The organism is Arthrobacter sp. NPDC057009 (assembly GCF_042673905.1).
In the GTDB taxonomy this organism is placed as follows: domain Bacteria; phylum Actinomycetota; class Actinomycetes; order Actinomycetales; family Micrococcaceae; genus Arthrobacter.
In genome coordinates, this window is the sequence record NZ_JBHUSB010000017.1 from 21,438 (window position 1) to 37,985 (window position 16,548).

The following is a 16,548-nucleotide window of genomic DNA, read 5'->3' on the forward strand; positions in this document are numbered from 1 at the left end:
GTCGAAATAAGAAACTTGGCAGGGCTGCTCAGTGCGCTTCTGTCCTGACGGTCGCGATGCTTGCGCTTGCTGGCTGCAAGGGCGGTGCTGCCGCTGACGGCGGAGGTGAGAAGGCCTCCGGCGAGGGGCTGGTCATCGGTTGGAGCCAGCGCGGCATCAGCGGCAGTGACTGGTGGAAGACCCTCGTTGAGGGCGGCCAGGCCGAGGCGGGCAAGATCGGGGCGCGCCTGGAATTGCTGGACGCCAACGGTGACACGGTGCGGCAAAACGCCGACGTGCAGACCCTGATCACGAAGGGCGTGGACGTGGTCGTTATGAACCCAAATGATCCGATTGGGGTCGGCCCGTCAATTCAGGCGCTGAAGGATGCGGGCATACCCGTTGTGACAGTCAACTCAAGCGTAGACAAGTCCCTGGTACCGGACATGTTCTGCTACGTCGCCGAGGACCAGGAGCATACCGGCTCGCTAGCCGGCGAAGTAGCTGCAAAGCGGGCGCTGGAGAAGTACGGCGAGCAGGGACAGATCAAGCTCGTGGGCATCGGCGGCTTCCCCGGAGATGTGCTCAGCGACCTTCGGTTCAACGGTTTCATGGCCGGATGGAACCGCGTCATGGAGAAGCATCCCGGTGTCACCACCGTGAAGCTTGACACCAAGTACGGGGAGTGGAAGCCGGACAAGGCCCTGGCCCCGATCCGTGACGTCGCCACCGCCAATCCCGACCTCAAGGTCATTTACAGCATGAGCGATGTCATGCATGGCGGCATCGTCCAGGGCCTGCAGCAGGCCGGCCTGTGGGGAGATGGGATCATCATGGCCAGCTATGACGGCGGCATGGGAGCCATCAAGGAGATGGTGGACAACCCAAAGGGACCGCTCCAGGCGGACGCGTCCAACCAGCCGTGGGACCAGGGAGCCGCAGCCGTGCGCATGGCAGTTGCCGCTGCCCAGGGTGACCAGTCCCAGTGCCCGGACAAGACGAAGTACATCGATACGACCGTCGTCACGCCCGCTGAGGCGGCTAAATATTACGTCCCCGGAGACACCTACGTCCGTGCCAAGGACTAAGCCTGTCGGCCCGGACAGCAATCTCCAGCCGGCCCGCTCGGCGCCGAAAGTCCCAGATAAGGAACATCTATGTCCGCCAACAACCACGTCCCGGTGACATCAGCCACCGGGACCGCGGGGGAATCCCATTCAAGTGCCCCAGAGCTCGAACTCGAGGGCATCACCAAGTCTTACCCTGGCGTGAAGGCGCTGAAGGGCGTCAGCTTCAGTGTCGGCCGCGGATCGATCCACGCGTTGGCCGGACAAAACGGGGCCGGCAAGTCCACGCTCGTCAAGATCCTTTCCGGCGCCGAATCCCCGGACTCCGGGAGCATCCGCCTGGGTGGCGAGCTCCAGCGTTTCCGGGATCCAATGGACGCCCAGCAGGCCGGTATTCACACCATCTATCAGGAACTCTCGCTCGTTCCTTCCCTGTCCGTAGCCGAAAACATCTTCCTGGGCCAGCTGCCACTTCGCGGCGGGGCCGCGGTGGACTGGCAACGGATGCAGGCGCAGGCACGGGCCGCCCTGGACCGGGTGGGCTTCGACCTTGACGTGCGTCGCCCCGTCGGCAGCTACTCCACCGCAGAGCAGCAGGCAGTGGAACTTGCCAAGGCGCTGCACAAGGACGCGCGGGTCCTGCTGCTGGACGAGCCCACGTCCACGTTGCCGATGCCCGATGTGGAGCGGCTGTTCACCGTCCTCCGCTCGCTGTCCGAGCAGGGTGTGACGCTCCTTTACATCTCGCACCGCATGGACGAGCTCTTCTCGCTCTGCGACTCCGTGACCGTGCTGCGCGACGGTGTAAACGCCGCTGATCTGAAGACGGCGGACTCCAGGCCCGCCGACGTCGTCACGGCAATGGTCGGGAAGAGCCTCGAAGGGTCCATTGCCGACGCAGCCCTCCGCGGGGAACGCTCGCCCAGCCTCGGCTCCGGCCCTCGCGAGAGCGTCATCCTCTCCGCCCGCGACCTCTGCGAGCAGGGATACGTGGACAAGGTGTCGTTCGAATTGCGCGAGGGCGAGGTCCTTGGCATCTCGGGGCTCATCGGCAGCGGTCAGTCAGAACTGGCTGGCCTCATCGCGGGTGCACGGCGGCGGACCTCCGGCGAGATCCGCGTCGACGGGAAGGCGGTGGACTTCCGTGCCCCCCGCGACGCGATCCGCCGGGGGATCGGCCTGCTGCCGCAGGACCGCAAAGCCGCCGGCTTCATCCCGGACATGGGCGTGGCCGGCAACATTACGCTGGCCAGCCTGCCGCAATTCAGCCGTCTGAGCGTGATCCAGTCCAAGCGGGAGCGGAGCGCGGCCGGGGAGATGGTGACCCGGCTCGGCATGAAGGTGTCCGGGGTGAACCAGCCGCTCAAGACGCTGAGCGGCGGAACCCAGCAGAAGGCCATCCTGGCCCGCTGGCTTGTCCGCCAGTCACGCATCCTCGTGTGCGACGAACCAACCCGCGGTGTGGATGTCGGGGCCAAGGAAGACATGTACGAGCTCATCCGTGAGTTCGCGCAGGCCGGAGGAACCGTCGTGGTGGCGAGCTCTGAGATCACGGAGGCGATGATGTGCGACCGCGTCCTCGTGATGGCGCGCGGCCAAGTGGTCGCCGAACTCGACCACGACGACATCGACTCCTCCGGCAACGCCATCCTTGAGCGCTTCGCCTGACCGCCCCCTCGACCAGTTTCTATTCAGGAGAACAACCATGTCCCGGACCCTGTCGCCCCTGCCTCCCAAGAGTGGCGTCCCCTCCCCATCCGCCGGCGTCGGCTCCCGCCTGCGGGGCAGCGCCCTCCGCGCCCTGCCAAAGAGCTACCTGATCCTTGTGCTCCTCGCGATCATCGCGGTGGGCTATTACGTCTCCGACGACTTCCTGACGTTCCGGAACGCTGAAAACGTGATCACGGCCGCGTCAATCGTCGTCGTGCTGGCGATCGGTCAATACTTCGTCATCCTGACGGGCGGCATCGACCTCTCCGTAGGGTCAATCCTGGCGATGTCCACGGTCCTTACGGCACTGACCTTGCAGGCCGGCATGCCTGCCGGCGCGTCAGTGGTGTTCGTGCTTGCCTGCTGCGCTGTCGCCGGACTGATCAACGGCATCCTCGTTGTTTGGTTGAACATCCCCCCGTTCATCGCAACGCTCGCCATGATGAGCGCCGTCAAGGGCTTCAGCTACATCATCCAGTCCACAAGCCTGATCGAGATCCGCGATCAGGAGCTCATCCAGGCCTTCTCCCGCGGCAGCTTCCTCGGCATCCGCAACCCCGTCCTGATCTTCATCATCGTTGCCGTGATCGCGGCTCTCGTGGCCAAGTACACCACGTTCGGCCGCTCCCTCTACGCGATCGGCGGCAACCCTGAAGCCTCCCGGCTTTCGGGCCTGCCGGTCGCGCGGAACCTGATCGTCACCTACACCATCTCCGGCGTGCTCGCCGGCCTGGCAGGCCTCGTCGCCGCGGCCCAGCTACGGCAGGGAAGCTCGCTCATTGGCGTAGGTTACGAACTCGACGCCATCGCTGCCGTCGTCGTGGGCGGCGCCTCCCTCATGGGCGGCAAGGGCGACCCCCTGAACGCAGTGATCGGCGTGTTCATCCTGACGACCATCATCAACATCATGAACCTCGTCGGGATCTCCTCCGAACCGCAGCTGGTAATCAAGGGCGCAGTGATCATCCTCGCAGTCTTTCTCTCCAGCGCAGGCGGCGTCCAAAGGATCTCCGCCTTCTTCTCCAAACATTTCCGGCGCACCCAAGCTGCTTGAACCCAGGCCGCTTAACCGCCTACCCACCGTCCAATCCATCCAGCTTCAGAAAGCAGGAATCATGTCCATTCGCCCCTTAGGCCGCACCGGCCTGAATGTCTCCGATATCTGTGTCGGCACGAGTGCGCTCGGGAGTTTTCCCGCCCAGTACGGCTATGAAGTCGATGAGGACACCGCCGTCGCCACGATCCACCGCGTCTTCGACGGACCCTTCACCTTTATCGACACCTCCAACGAGTACGGCGGAGGTGCCAGTGAAGAGCGGATTGGCCGGGCGATCGCCGAGCGCGGCGGCATCCCCGAAGGATACGTCATCGCCACCAAGGTCGACCCGCTTCCCGGCAGCACCGACTTCTCCGGTGACCGCGTCCGCCGGTCCGTCGAGGAAAGCCTTGAGCGCCTTGGCCTCGATAAACTCCAGCTCGTCTACCTGCACGACCCCGAGAAGATCTCGTTCGAGGAGGGAGTGGCCAAGGGAGGCCCTCTCGAAGCCCTCATCGACCTCCGGGACCAGGGTGTTATCCAGCACCTGGGCGTCGCCGGCGGCCCCATCGATCTGGAACTGCAGTACCTTGCGACGGACGCGTTCGACGCCGTCATCAGCCACAACCGCTACACCCTCGTCGAACAGACCGCCGAGCCGCTCCTCGAGGACGCAGCCCGACGCGGGGTCGCCTTCGTCAACGCCGCCCCGTTCGGCGGCGGGATGCTCGTCAAGGGACCGCGGGCCGTTCCGCGTTACTGCTACGCACCCGTTGACCAGGCGACCCTCGACCGGGTCTTGCGCATGGAAGCGCTGTGCGGGCAGCACGGCGTCCCGCTGGCCGCTGCTGCCCTGCAATTCTCGGTGCGCGATGAGCGCGTGGCCTCCACCATCGTTGGAATGTCCCGCCCGAGCCGGGTCGAAGAGACCCTCCGGCTGCTAAACCATGACATCCCGCAGGAACTCTGGGACCAGCTGCTGCCTCTTGCCAGCGCGGGCCGGAACGGCATCGAAGCCGCGACGGTCTGAGCACCAGGGCGCGAAGCAGGAATTCACGAAAGGAAACGAAGCAATGACTAGGAAGAAGCAGCCTGAGCCGGTCGACGTCGTCATCGTCGGCGCCGGCGCGGGCGGGGCAACCGCGGCAAAGGTGTTGTCCGAGGCTGGCCTGAAGGTAGTGGGCCTCGAGCGCGGGCCATGGCTGAAGCCGGAGCACGCTTCAGGCGACGAGCTAAAGTTCCTCAACCGGAACTTCATCTGGCAAGATCCGAAGGTCAAGCCCCGGACCTACCGCCCCAACGACAAGGTCGAGGCGGAAATCACCAACTTCTCAGCCACGCCGCAGGTCGTCGGCGGCGGCACCACCCACTGGGGCGGCATGGTTCCGCGCATGGCCGAGAGCGACTTCAAGCTCCGCAGCCTGCACGGTGATGTTCCGGGCGCGAGCCTGGTCGACTGGCCAATCTCCTATGACGAGCTGGAGCCGTACTACACACGGGTCGAATGGGAGTTCGGCACATCGGGCCTGGCAGGGGCGAACAAGTGGGAGGCTTGGCGCAGCCGCGGCTACCCGACCAAGCCGTCACCGCTGAGCCAGATCGGGCGGACCTTTGCCACCGCGATGTCCAAGCTCGGCCATGGCACATTCCCCATGCCGCAGGGCATGGTCACCGAACCCTACCGGGGGCGCCAGCCATTCAGCGAAAACGGCTTCTGGCAGCAGTATCCCGACCCCGGCAACGGCAAGTCCTCCACGCTGATCAGCTTCATTCCCGACGCCATTGCCACCGGCCGTTACGACCTCCGCCCCGACTCCTATGTCAGCGAGATACTCGTCGGCAAGGACGGCCGGGCCACCGGTGTCCGCTACCAGGACGAGGACGGCGACGAGTTCGTCCAGCACGCGAAAGCCGTGATCGTCTGCGGCGGCGGCATCGAGACCCCGCGCCTGCTGCTCATGTCCAAGTCAGGGCTCTTCCCGGACGGCCTCGGCAATGGCAGCGGCATGGTCGGCAAGAACGCGACCTTCCATCAGTACTCCTTCTCGGTCGGCCTGTTTGACCGTGAGGTCAGCGACCCGCTGTTCGGGTGGGCGGGCCACTACATGAGCCTGTGTTCGTTCGACTTCTACGAGACGGACGAAAGCCGCGGCCACATTCTCGGATCGCTGATCTTCCCGTCGATGATCGGCCACCCGGTGAACTGGAGCTTCCCCGGCCGGCCCACATGGGGCCAGGCGGCGAAGGACGCAGACCGCGAGTTTTTCAACCACAGCATGAAAATCGGGGTCCTGCTGCATGATTTGCCGGTTGAGGACAACCGGGTCGATCTTGACCCGAACGTCAAGGACGCCTGGGGTCTGCCGGTGGCCCGTATCACCCATACTCCCCACTCCAACGACTTTGCCCAGGAACGCTGGCAGGTCGCCAAAAACGGGGAAATCCTTGAGGCCGCGGGGGCGAAGAAGGTCATTCCGGTCAACATGGAACGGATCACGGGCAACACCTCCCACGAACTGGGCACCGCCCGCATGGGCAACGATCCGGCAACGTCCGTCGTCGACCGCTGGTGTCGCTCCCACGAGGTACCCAACCTCTACGTTTTCGACGCGAGTTTCTTCCCGACCGCGACCGGCATCAACCCGGCCCTGACGATCATGGCGAACGCCTGGCGGTGCTCCGACCGCATCCTCCAGGTCGACCGCCACGGCTGGTCCGAAAACTGACCCTCACTTCACAGGATACGAAAGGACACATCTCACATGGGACAGGCGGAATGGGCTACGGTGCCCATCTCAACACGGGACGTCGACGGGCCGGTCTTCTTCACCGATCACGAGTGGAAGACGATCGAGGCCGCAACCGCCCGGATCATCCCCACCGACCACCATCCGGGCGCGCGTGAGGCCAAGGTCGTACGCTTCATCGACCGGATGCTGGCGGGAACACTGTTCATCTTCCCGGCTGCTGACGGCAACGGGTTCCTCCGGATGGAGGGCCGCGACGAGGCCGCGTGGCAGGAGCGCATCAAGCAGCGCCGGGAGTTTTACCGCGAGGGCGTCGTGGAGTTGGACCGGCTGGCCAAAGAGCGTGCCGACGTCGAATTCCTCGACCTCCCGGCAGAGGACCAGGACGCGGTGCTCGAGACACTATCGGGTGCGGCGAAGCCACACGCATTCTCGCTGGAGCACTCCGAGGCCGGCCTTGGAGGCGCGCCGGCAGGCAACCAACCGGTCAACGAGGACTTTCTGGAGTTCTTCCCGCTGCTGGTGCTCAACACCCGCCAGGGGTTTTACGGCGACCCGGTGTACGGGGGTAACGAGAACCGCGTCGGGTGGGGTGTCATCGGCTTCGACGGACCTCCGTCGCTGGCGTCAACGATGGACGGCAGCTACACGACCCGTAAGTACATGGTGGAGGGGGCGGAGTGGCCGTACGACCAGCATCCCGAAGTCCTGCGGTACCGGCGCCCCTGACAGCTGGCGCGCCGACCGGTGTCGCCTTCCCGGGCTCGTCGGGGGTAGCCGGGGATAATGGAGTGGTGTCCACGACCCCTGCCCCCTCAGAAGCCCGAAACTCCAATGGGCGCGGGGAGCGCTTGGCCTCCAGGTCAAAGGCTCCCCGGATGTCCGACGTTGCCCGGCTGGCCGGGGTGTCCCAGCAGACGGTGTCACGGGTTGTCAGGGGAGCGACCAACGTGGACCCCGACATTCGTCAACGCGTGGAGCACGCCATCGCACAACTGCGGTACCGGCGGAACCCGGCGGCCGCGGCTCTCGCCAGCAACCGGACCATGACGATCGGTGTTGTCAGCTTCGAGCTGTCGGTCCTGGGACCAACGGTGGCGCTGTACGGTATTTCCGAGGAAGCCCGGCAACACGGCTACGCGACGCGTTTAGTCACGCTGGCCAGTCTGGAACGGCGGGATATCCGGGCTGCATTCGAATCCATCAACTCGGACACCGTTGATGGCGTGATCGTGCTCGCGCCCCTGCTGGATGCGATCACGGTGCTCGAAGGCCTCGACATCGGTGTCCCGGTGGTGACCTTCCAGCAAGGATCGCGTCCGAGCCCGACCAGCGTTTCCGTTGACGAAGTGCGGGGTGCCCGGATGGTGGTGCGGCATTTGCTGGACCTCGGGCACGAAACAGTGTGGCACGTTCAAGGCCCGCCGGGCTGGATGGCAACGTCCTCCCGGGTCCAGGGTTGGGCGGCGGAGCTGGGGGCGGCTGGACGTGTCGTTCCGACGCCCCTCGCCACCGCGGATTGGTCCGCCGCGGAGGGATACCGCGCGGGACGTGAACTCGCCGCACGGAAGGACGTCACTGCGGTCTTTGCCGCCAACGACCCTTTCGCGCTCGGAGTGATCAAAGCCATGGACGACGCCGGACGCAACGTGCCGGGCGACGTCAGCGTGGTGGGATTCGACGACGTCAAGGAAGCACCGTTCTTCCGGCCCGCATTAACGACCGTGAAGCTTGATTTCGAAGCCATCGGCCATATCGCTGTGGGCCGCATCCTCGCCATGATCAAAGAGGAGGCGGAGGGGGATATCCCCCTGCTGGAACCGCTCCTCATCCTGCGGGATACCACGGCATCGCCGCGCAGCCGGCGCTGACACTACCCGCGCGTGCCTGCACGCGCACCCACGGCTGAAGTCAAGGCCGTGGGACCAGGGGCTCCTGCCTCATTTTAGAAAAATCAACGACACAGGTCTTGCAATTCCCTGCAAAACCCTAATACCGTGAGTTAGCGCTAACTCAGGTACTCGAAGAAGAGAAAAGAGAGAAGAACAATGGTCGATCCATTTGTCGTCGTTGCGGTTTCGCCGCGGACAATCAATGTGAAGAATCCCGGCGACGGCGTAGCCAACGTCAAGCGCATCAACGAATTCATCGACACGGCAGTCATGGTCGGGGCCTGGGAGGGCTCTCCGGTCAAGCTGGTCGTCCTGCCCGAAATGGCAATCCAGGGCATGATCGCCAACACGCCAGGTAACCGCGAACGGGAGCGCCACTTTGCCGTGACGATCCCCGGTCCGGAGACGGACGAACTGGCAAAAAAAGCCGTGGAACTCAACACCTACATCGCTGCTGAGCTGTACATGGTGAAGGATGAGGACTTCCCGGACCGCCACTTTAATGTCGCCTTCATCATCGATCCGCAGGGCGAGATCATCTACAAGCGTTACAAGGCCACCAGTGATGCCTACGAGGGCGGCATGCTTGGCAACATGAACCCGCACGACGTGTGGGACGAGTGGATTGAGAAGAAGGGCAATGGCAATGCAATGGACGCCATCTTCCCGGTGGCGAAGACCGAGATCGGCAACATCGGGTATGCCATTTGTCACGAGGGCGTCTACCCCGAGGTGGCGCGTGGGCTCGCGATGAACGGCGCCGAGATCATTATCCGGGGCACCCTGATCGAGCCGGCCGTGCAGAACGGCATGTGGGAACTGCAGAACCGCGCACACGCCATGTTCAACTCAGCGTACGTCGTCGCCCCGAACCTGGGGCCCGAAGTCCGTGACGACGGAAGCATGCAGGACCTGTTCGGCGGCCAGTCCATGATCGTCGGTCCACGGGGCCAGATCCTCACGAAGCAGCAGGGCTGGACCTCGGGCGACTCGTTCGTCTGCACCACAATCGACATCGAAGCGCTCCGTCGGGCCCGTGTCTCGAACGGCCTGTACAACCAGTTCAAGGACCTGCGCACAGAGCAGTACAGCGTCATCTACGACAACCCGATCTACCCGAAGAACCAGTACCTCGATGCACCACCGAGCGAGGACTGGCTGGCCCGGGAAGACTCAACACGGGCTGCCAATATCGAAAAGCTCATCGAACGCGGCGTTCTCACGCCGCCGTCTGGCTACAAGGCCTGACTTATACGAGGCCTAGCCGTAGGGAATTGGCCGGGGAACACGTTTCGTGGACCCCGGCCAATTCCACTTACTCAACTGCGTTCATCATCCGACTGAAGAGGATGCTCAATGATCCGCCAGCCAGCGCTAACCGGCGAAGACCACAAATCACATCCGCAAGCAGCAAGAGGAAGCGACAGACCTTCACTACGAGCCGCAATTATCGGCTTCGGGATATCCGGCCGTGTCTTCCACGCCCCGCTCATTCAGGCAGACGATTCTTATGTTCTGGAAGCCATCGTCACTTCAGACCCCGGAAGGGTCAAAGTTGCCCGGGCAAGTTATCCGCATGCCCAGATCATTGCCACCCCTGAGCAGCTCTTTGCCAAGGTTGATGAAGGGGAACTAGCCCTGGATGTTGTCGTCATCGGCACACCTCCCCTCAACCACAAACAACTGGCCAAAGCAGCCCTCGAACGAGGCCTCCACGTCGTCGTCGACAAACCGTTCGTCCCGTGCTCTGAAGATGGTGAAGAGCTTATTGCCGCGGCCACTGACGCCGGCCGGTGCCTGACGGTCTTCCAGAACCGCCGATGGGACGGTGATTTCCTTACCCTCAAGCAGCTGATTCACGACGGAAAGCTCGGCAAAGTCCGCACCTTTGAATCCCGCTTCGAGTGGTGGATGCCGGATGGGTTCCGAAACTGGCGGGACATAGCACTGCTGGCCGAGGGCGGAGGGATTCTTCACGACCTCGGCGCCCACCTGATCGACCAGGCCATCCAATTGTTTGGCCCGGTCGCAGAAATCTACGGGGAAACCGCCCGATATGACGATGCCAATAAGTCCGACGCAGACCAGGATGCCTTCCTCTCGCTTCTGCACCGCTCCGGCACAGGATCGCGCCTGTGGATGAACGGCCACGCTGCCCGGTTAGGTCCCCGCTTCCATGTCCTTGGCTCCCAAGCCGCTTACACGAAATGGGGACTTGATGGACAGGAAAAGGCGCTGGGGGAGGGTATGGTCCCAACCGATCTTGAATACGGCATTGAACCTCCGGAAAGATGGGGGAAGTTAGGCGTCCCTGGATCCTTTCGGGATGAGCCGACACGCCGGGGCGACTATCCTCAGTTCTATGCGCAGCTGGCGCATGCCGTACAAACGGGGAGCGCTCCTCCTGTCGATCCCAGCGACGCTGTTGAGGTTCTCAGAATCATCGAACGAGCGCGCCGATAATGATCTTCGGGGATGCTGAACGGCAATACGGGGGATTCCATCATCCGGGGGAGCGGCCCTGCGTCCCTTTTCCATCGGCAGGCGGCCGGAGTAGGGAGCCCGGCCTAGTCGTCCTTCACTTCTTCCAGGACCCCATGCGGGGCCGCCGTCATGAAGGTCCAGCACGTACTTCTCCTACCCTTCGATCTCCGGCGGTGCCGGTGGATTCAGCCCCCCAACGACTAAGGCCATACAGTCACTGGTGACAGACGTTCGAGGCGTTCGGTATGCAATCAAGGCCGGGGGTGCACCCCCGCCTTCTTGCGGAGGTGCGCCCCTGGCCTGGACTCGCAGCAGCGGCTGGAAGTTGCCTTACTCGCCGCCGTGGGTGGCCAGCGGTTGTCTGTTGATGGCGTTCAGAACCAGCGAGCAGGCGCTGGGTACGGGTTGGATGATCTCAGCTGTGCCTGTCGCAGCTATCCGTTGTGCTGTTTCGCTGAGCGGGCCGCCGGCGATGATGACCGCCTGGGCCCCGTCGTCCCGGCTCGATTGCTTTACTGCTTCGAGCAGCTCTTGGAACTGCTTTTCAGGTTCTCCGGCCAGTACCAGTGGTTCGGATGGGGTGAGCCTGACTCCGGTGAACCATTGCGTCTGTCCGTGTTCCTCGACCAGCGAGGCGAGGGAGTCGGCGAGTAGCGGAGTGCTGGTGGCCATGCCAAACCGCCGCCCGGGTCCTGCGGCTGCACGGATAGCCCCTTGCCCTATACCCACAACGGGTATGTTGAGGTTTCGGGCGAGCTCAACGCGGCCGGGATCGCCTATGGCCGCGACAATTACTGCCACAACAGCTGAGCCATCCGGCCCATCCAGATAGTGATGCACGGCGGTTTGCACGTGCTTGACTGAGCTCTGCAGGCCCACAGGATCGATGATCATGTCAGGGCCTTCGGTGGCCGTCAGTCCCACCACTTCCAATCCTTCCGGGGCCAGGATCTTTTCGGCGATACCGGTCATCAGGTCAGTGGTCCGACGGTTGCTGTTGGGGTTGATCAAGAGCACCCGGCTCCGGCTCGGGGTGGTGTCAGTGGCCATAGATCGCTCCTTCGTCTTCGCTGGTGTCCTCTTCAAGGGGCTGTCCGAATGTTTCCGGTGGGAACTGCACCGCGATGGCGAGAACGATGAACAGGCCGGCGAGTGTGGCGAACATTCCCGTGAGGCCGGCGGCGTCGAAGATGACACCCGACACGAGTGGGAAGAGTCCGCCTGAGAGGGAGCCTGCGGCCAGGATGATGGAGGTGCCGAAGCCGCGGGTGCGCGTGGGGTAGAGTTCCGGGGCGAACAGCCAGATGGTGGTGTTCAGGATGATGACCGAGAAGTTGAAGAGTACTCCGCAGAGGACGATGACAAGGATGTCGGTTGCCAGGAACGCCATTCCGAGTCCTGCCAGGCAGCCGAGGATAGCGGCTCCGGTGAGAACTTTCTTGCGGGGGAGGCGGCTCGCGAGGAAGGCGGCGGTTGCTGCGCCGATCAGGGATCCGGACTGCATGATGAGGGTGAACCAGAGGCTGGTGTTCACAGCGTAGCCGCGGGAGACCAGGATGGTGGGCATCAGGGTCAGCATGGAGATCTGGGCGGCGTAGGACATGCAGACCGCGACGCAGAGCAGGACCGTCCGCTTCAGGAGACGGCCGCGGAGGGCGTCTTTCCAGTGCCCCTTGGATTCGGTAACGGCCGGGCCGGGTACGCCGGTGATGAAGACTTCCGGGTCGTCGATGTGTCCGGAGAGCTTGCCCCTGGCCAGGCGGGTGATGACGAGGTTGGCTTCATCCAGCCGGCCTTTGGAGGCGAGGAAGCGGGGTGTTTCGGGGACGTAGCGGCGGAAGAACATCACGAGCAGGGCGGGGATGAAGAGCAGGCCGAAGACCCACCGCCACTTGTCCGGGCCGTCAAAGAGCGTGAAGACCAGAATGCCGAAGGCGGGGGCGAGCATGTTGCCCAGCCCCGCGGCCGTGACGTTGATCAGGCCCACTGCGGTGCCACGATGTTTGGCGGCGAAGAATTCCGCCATCATGATCACGGCGACGGCGATTTCACCACCCAATCCGAAGCCGACGATGAACCGTCCGGCGGCAAGGACGGGATAGTTCGGTGCCACCGCGCACAGCAGCGATCCGCCAGCGAAGATGATCAGGTTGATGACCAGCATGTTCCGCCGACCGTACTTGTCAACGATCAGTCCCGTTGCGATGCGTCCCAGAGCCGTGGCCGTGAAGGTCATGGTGTTCAGCAGGCCGATGTCGCCTGCGCCCAGGCCCCAGGACTCGCGCAGTACCGGGCCGGTAATGCCGACAGCGTTCTGCTCGAGCGCGTCGAAAAACACGCCGAGCAGGATCATGAGCACGATATGGCGGTGTGCCCCTGTCACGCCGATCCGGTGGTAAGCACCTTCAATTTGTTGGGCGAGGGAGGTCTTCGTGTTCCCCGCCTCGGCAATTCGTTCTTCCAAGATTTGCTCCTTTGAGCTCAGCAGCCACCACTCACCCTTGAGCGGCACCAACTTCCGCAATGCGGACATTGAGTACCGCATTAGGAAGGATGTGAGCCAAGTTACATCTGGTGTAATGTCCGTCGCAATGAAAAGGCGAAGAAACCGAATGTGACAGCGGGCCCGTAGCTTCCAACAGCGTCGTCACATTGAATGTCACGTTGGCCGGAGGTGGAGAGGGATTCCGAAGGCCCAAAAGGGCGGTCACACGCGGACGGGATGGCCGCAACCGGGGTCGTGTAGTTGTGCTTTTTCCGCTTGGGGCGGGACGGGCATTGGCCTGACAGCGGCCGCAGAGCCGGTCAGGCCAGCAGCCAGCGCCACCAGCGTGAAGGTTGCGGTTCAGGCGTCGGTTCCGGTTCCGGCTCGGGCTCCTCGCCCAAGGCCTGCGCGGCCTCGACGATGTCGTCCGCGGTGAGCGTCATGACGGCCTCCCGATCGAGCGCGTCGAGACTCTGCTTCTCGTCGAGCGACAGCCGCAGCGCCTGGCGGTTGAGCGCCTGCTCGAACAGCGTGCGGGCGAACCGTGCGTTGCCGGAGTCCTCGCCCGCGTGGAGCCCGGTGAGGATACGGCGCAGCGTCTGGTCCGCGCCCGGCTCCAGTGTGTACTCGTGCTGGGCCAGCATCTGGTGGAAGATCGTCTGGAGTGCGTCGACGGAGTAGTCGGGGAACGTGATCTCGCGGGCGAACCGGGAGCGCAGTCCGGGGTTCGAGAGCAAAAAGGACTCCATCAGGCGCGGGTACCCGGCCACGATCACGACCAGGCGGTGGCGGTGGTCCTCCATCCGCTTGAGCAGGACCTCGATCGCCTCGGGGCCGAAGTCCGTCCGACCGTCCTCCGGGGCCAGCGCGTAGGCCTCGTCGATGAACAGCACGCCGTCCAGCGCACGCCGGATCACCCGGTCCGTCTTGATGGCGGTCGCTCCGACGTACTGCCCCACCAGGCCCGAACGGTCGACCTCGACCAGGTGGCCTTTCTGCAGCAGACCGACCGCGCGGTACATCTCGGCCAGGAGCCGCGCCACGGTGGTCTTACCCGTGCCCGGGTTTCCGAGGAACACCAGATGCTGTGATGTGGCCACCTCCGGCAGGCCGTGCGCCTTACGGCGGGCCTGGACCTGGAGCAGTGCGACGAGGGCCCGAACCTGTTCCTTCACGGTCTCCAGTCCGACCAGGGCGTCGAGCTCAGCCTGCACCTCGGACAACGGCCGGGCCGGCCCGGGCCTCGCACCGATGAGATCGCCGACCAGCTCGTCGACACGCTCCGAACTGGGCAGCTTGAGCTGATCGGCCAAATGGCCGATGGTTTCGCGCAGGTCGTCGAGCGGATGGCGGTTGGCAGCCATGCATCCACTGTAGTACTCGAATCCAGACCGGGGTGGGATTACCAGTATCAACTCCATTTTGGTCGTAGGATTCCTGTGCACGCGCCCGCACGGAAAACGCCAAACCATCCATTTACGGGAGTGGGGCGTCTTACGGGAGTGGGGCGTCGATTCCCGAATCTGCTTCCGCCGGCGCGGGCGATACCTTGCTGCCCCGCGGGGTATGGAGCAGAGCGCGCAACGTCTGGATGGTGTCGGCCTCCGCGGCCGTCTTGTCGTCACGGTAGCGCTTGACGCGTGCGAACCGAAGGGCGATTCCACCGGGATAGCGCGGAGAGTGCTGGACGCCGTCGATGGCGATCTCGACCACGGTGACCGGCTCGGTCCAGACTGTTCCTGCCGTACGCCGCACCTCCAACTCCTGGAACCTTTCAGTCTGCCATTGCAGCAGCGCGTCGGTGAGGCCCTTGAAAGTCTTGCCCACCATCACATAGCCGCCGGGTTCACCGAACTCGCCAACAGGGTCCAGGGCTCCGAGGTGCAGGTTCGACAGCAGCCCGGTGCGCCGTCCTGACCCCCATTCGCAGGCGAGCACCACCAGGTCGTAGGTGAGCACTGGCTTCACCTTGATCCAGTTCGAACCCCGCCGCCCGGCTGCGTAGGCCGAGCCCACCGCCTTCACGACCACACCCTCATGGCCGGCTGCCAGCGCATCGCGCGACACGCTCTCGGCAACAGCCGTATCCGCAGTGATTTTCCCCGGGATACGGTGACCGGGGGCGATGCGCTCGAGCACGTCGATGCGTGTGGACAGCGGCTCATCGAGCAGGTCGCGCCCGTCTATGTGCAGCACGTCGAAAAACCACGGATGCAGCAGTGTGGTGCGCGCCGCGTTCGCCCCGAACCGGGACATGGTTTCCTGGAACGGCCGGGGGCCGCCGTCCTCGTCGAGGGCTAGAGTCTCGCCGTCGAGGATCACATCGCGCACGGGCAGTCCGCGCACCACCTCCACCACCTCAGGCAGCCGATGGGTCACTTCGGCCAGAGTGCGGGTGTAGATGCGCACGTCGTCGCCGGCACGGTGCACCTGGATGCGTGCGCCGTCGAGCTTGTATTCCACCGATGCTTCCCCCGTCGCCTCCAGCGCCTCGCCGGCACTGGCCGCGGTTGCGGCGAGCATGGGCTGCACGGGACGGCCGACGACGAGGCCGACAGCGTCAAGCTGGGCCGGGGTGCCCGTGATCGCCAGTGGGGCTGTCCCGCCGAGATCGCCGGAGAGCATCGCTGCGCGGCGGACGGCCTCGACCGGGCGGCCGGCGGCGCGGGCGACCGCATCTGTCAGTACGCCTTCGAGGGCACCGGAACGAAGTTCTCCGAGCAGCACGCCGGCGATGAAGGCCTGCTCTCGTTCGGTGGCTTGCGCCATCAGAGTCCGAAGGGTGGCGGCGCGTTCCACGGTCGAGCCAGCGCCTGTGGCTGCCTGCAGCCGGTCCAAGGCAGCGTCGAGGTGGGCAATAGTGAGATGCGGCCCAGGAGCGGACTCGCCCATGGCCGCCCTCACGCCGCTCCAGCCGATCCCGACCCGGCCCTGGCGAGGCTTAGCGGTGAGGAGGCCGACCGCCGTCGGAATTTCTGTGGGGTCGAGCCGGAGCAGCAGGTCTGCAAGTTCGTTGACCTTGGCGAGCCGGGAGCGGGTGGCCGCGACGGCTTCCAAAGTCCTCACGAGCACGTCGAGCAGCATGGCACCAGTCTGTCACGGCTTGATCGTGGCCGAGGGAAAGTCCGTTCAGTCCTTGGAGGCGTTC

General features: G+C 64.2%; 13 protein-coding genes. 9 read left to right on the top strand and 4 right to left on the bottom strand.

Features of this window, described 5'->3' with window-relative positions; translation table 11 throughout:
* Window positions 1-56 precede the first annotated feature (56 nt).
* From ACFTR6_RS16620 to ACFTR6_RS16660, 9 genes are all read left to right on the top strand, one after another.
* The gene (locus ACFTR6_RS16620; RefSeq protein WP_236783034.1) at window positions 57-1,067 is read left to right on the top strand and encodes a substrate-binding domain-containing protein; all 1,011 of its coding nucleotides are present in this window, start codon (window positions 57-59) and stop codon (window positions 1,065-1,067) included.
* A 69-nt stretch (window positions 1,068-1,136) separates the two neighbouring features.
* Window positions 1,137-2,714, top strand: coding sequence for a sugar ABC transporter ATP-binding protein (locus tag ACFTR6_RS16625; RefSeq protein ID WP_377958675.1), 1,578 nt, complete (start codon window positions 1,137-1,139; stop codon window positions 2,712-2,714).
* Between the two features lie 37 nt (window positions 2,715-2,751).
* A complete protein-coding gene (locus tag ACFTR6_RS16630; RefSeq protein WP_083706407.1) occupies window positions 2,752-3,810 on the top strand; it encodes an ABC transporter permease in 1,059 nt (352 codons plus the stop codon).
* A 61-nt stretch (window positions 3,811-3,871) separates the two neighbouring features.
* Window positions 3,872-4,822: an aldo/keto reductase gene (locus ACFTR6_RS16635; protein WP_087873457.1), complete on the top strand. Its 951-nt coding sequence runs from the start codon at window positions 3,872-3,874 to the stop codon at window positions 4,820-4,822.
* A gap of 43 nt (window positions 4,823-4,865) precedes the next feature.
* Window positions 4,866-6,518 carry a GMC family oxidoreductase gene (locus ACFTR6_RS16640; protein WP_087873456.1) on the top strand — a complete coding sequence of 551 codons (1,653 nt, stop codon included), beginning with the start codon at window positions 4,866-4,868 and terminating at the stop codon, window positions 6,516-6,518.
* 36 nt (window positions 6,519-6,554) lie between these two features.
* Window positions 6,555-7,268 (top strand): gluconate 2-dehydrogenase subunit 3 family protein, encoded by a 714-nt coding sequence (locus ACFTR6_RS16645; protein ID WP_377958676.1) that lies wholly within the window; start codon window positions 6,555-6,557, stop codon window positions 7,266-7,268.
* Window positions 7,269-7,417: 149 nt separating this feature from the next.
* Entirely contained in the window at window positions 7,418-8,410 is a 993-nt protein-coding gene (locus ACFTR6_RS16650) for a LacI family DNA-binding transcriptional regulator (protein ID WP_377958677.1), read from the top strand.
* A gap of 177 nt (window positions 8,411-8,587) precedes the next feature.
* Entirely contained in the window at window positions 8,588-9,679 is a 1,092-nt protein-coding gene (locus ACFTR6_RS16655; RefSeq protein ID WP_377958678.1) for a nitrilase-related carbon-nitrogen hydrolase, read from the top strand.
* A gap of 108 nt (window positions 9,680-9,787) precedes the next feature.
* The gene (locus ACFTR6_RS16660) at window positions 9,788-10,894 is read left to right on the top strand and encodes a Gfo/Idh/MocA family oxidoreductase (protein WP_377958679.1); all 1,107 of its coding nucleotides are present in this window, start codon (window positions 9,788-9,790) and stop codon (window positions 10,892-10,894) included.
* A gap of 351 nt (window positions 10,895-11,245) precedes the next feature.
* Here ACFTR6_RS16660 and ACFTR6_RS16665 read toward each other — a convergent pair whose 3' ends face one another.
* The 4 genes from ACFTR6_RS16665 to ACFTR6_RS16680 form a co-directional block, all read right to left on the bottom strand.
* Window positions 11,246-11,965, bottom strand: coding sequence for an aspartate/glutamate racemase family protein (locus ACFTR6_RS16665; protein WP_377958680.1), 720 nt, complete (start codon window positions 11,963-11,965; stop codon window positions 11,246-11,248).
* Window positions 11,955-13,379: an MFS transporter gene (locus ACFTR6_RS16670; protein ID WP_076803897.1), complete on the bottom strand. Its 1,425-nt coding sequence runs from the start codon at window positions 13,377-13,379 to the stop codon at window positions 11,955-11,957. Before ACFTR6_RS16670 ends, ACFTR6_RS16665 begins: the two co-directional genes overlap by 11 nt.
* A 341-nt stretch (window positions 13,380-13,720) precedes the next feature.
* On the bottom strand, window positions 13,721-14,764 hold the full coding sequence (locus tag ACFTR6_RS16675) for an AAA family ATPase (RefSeq protein WP_087872531.1): 1,044 nt from the start codon (window positions 14,762-14,764) through the stop codon (window positions 13,721-13,723).
* A 130-nt stretch (window positions 14,765-14,894) separates the two neighbouring features.
* A complete protein-coding gene (locus ACFTR6_RS16680) occupies window positions 14,895-16,484 on the bottom strand; it encodes an ATP-dependent DNA ligase (protein ID WP_377958681.1) in 1,590 nt (529 codons plus the stop codon).
* Window positions 16,485-16,548 lie beyond the last annotated feature (64 nt).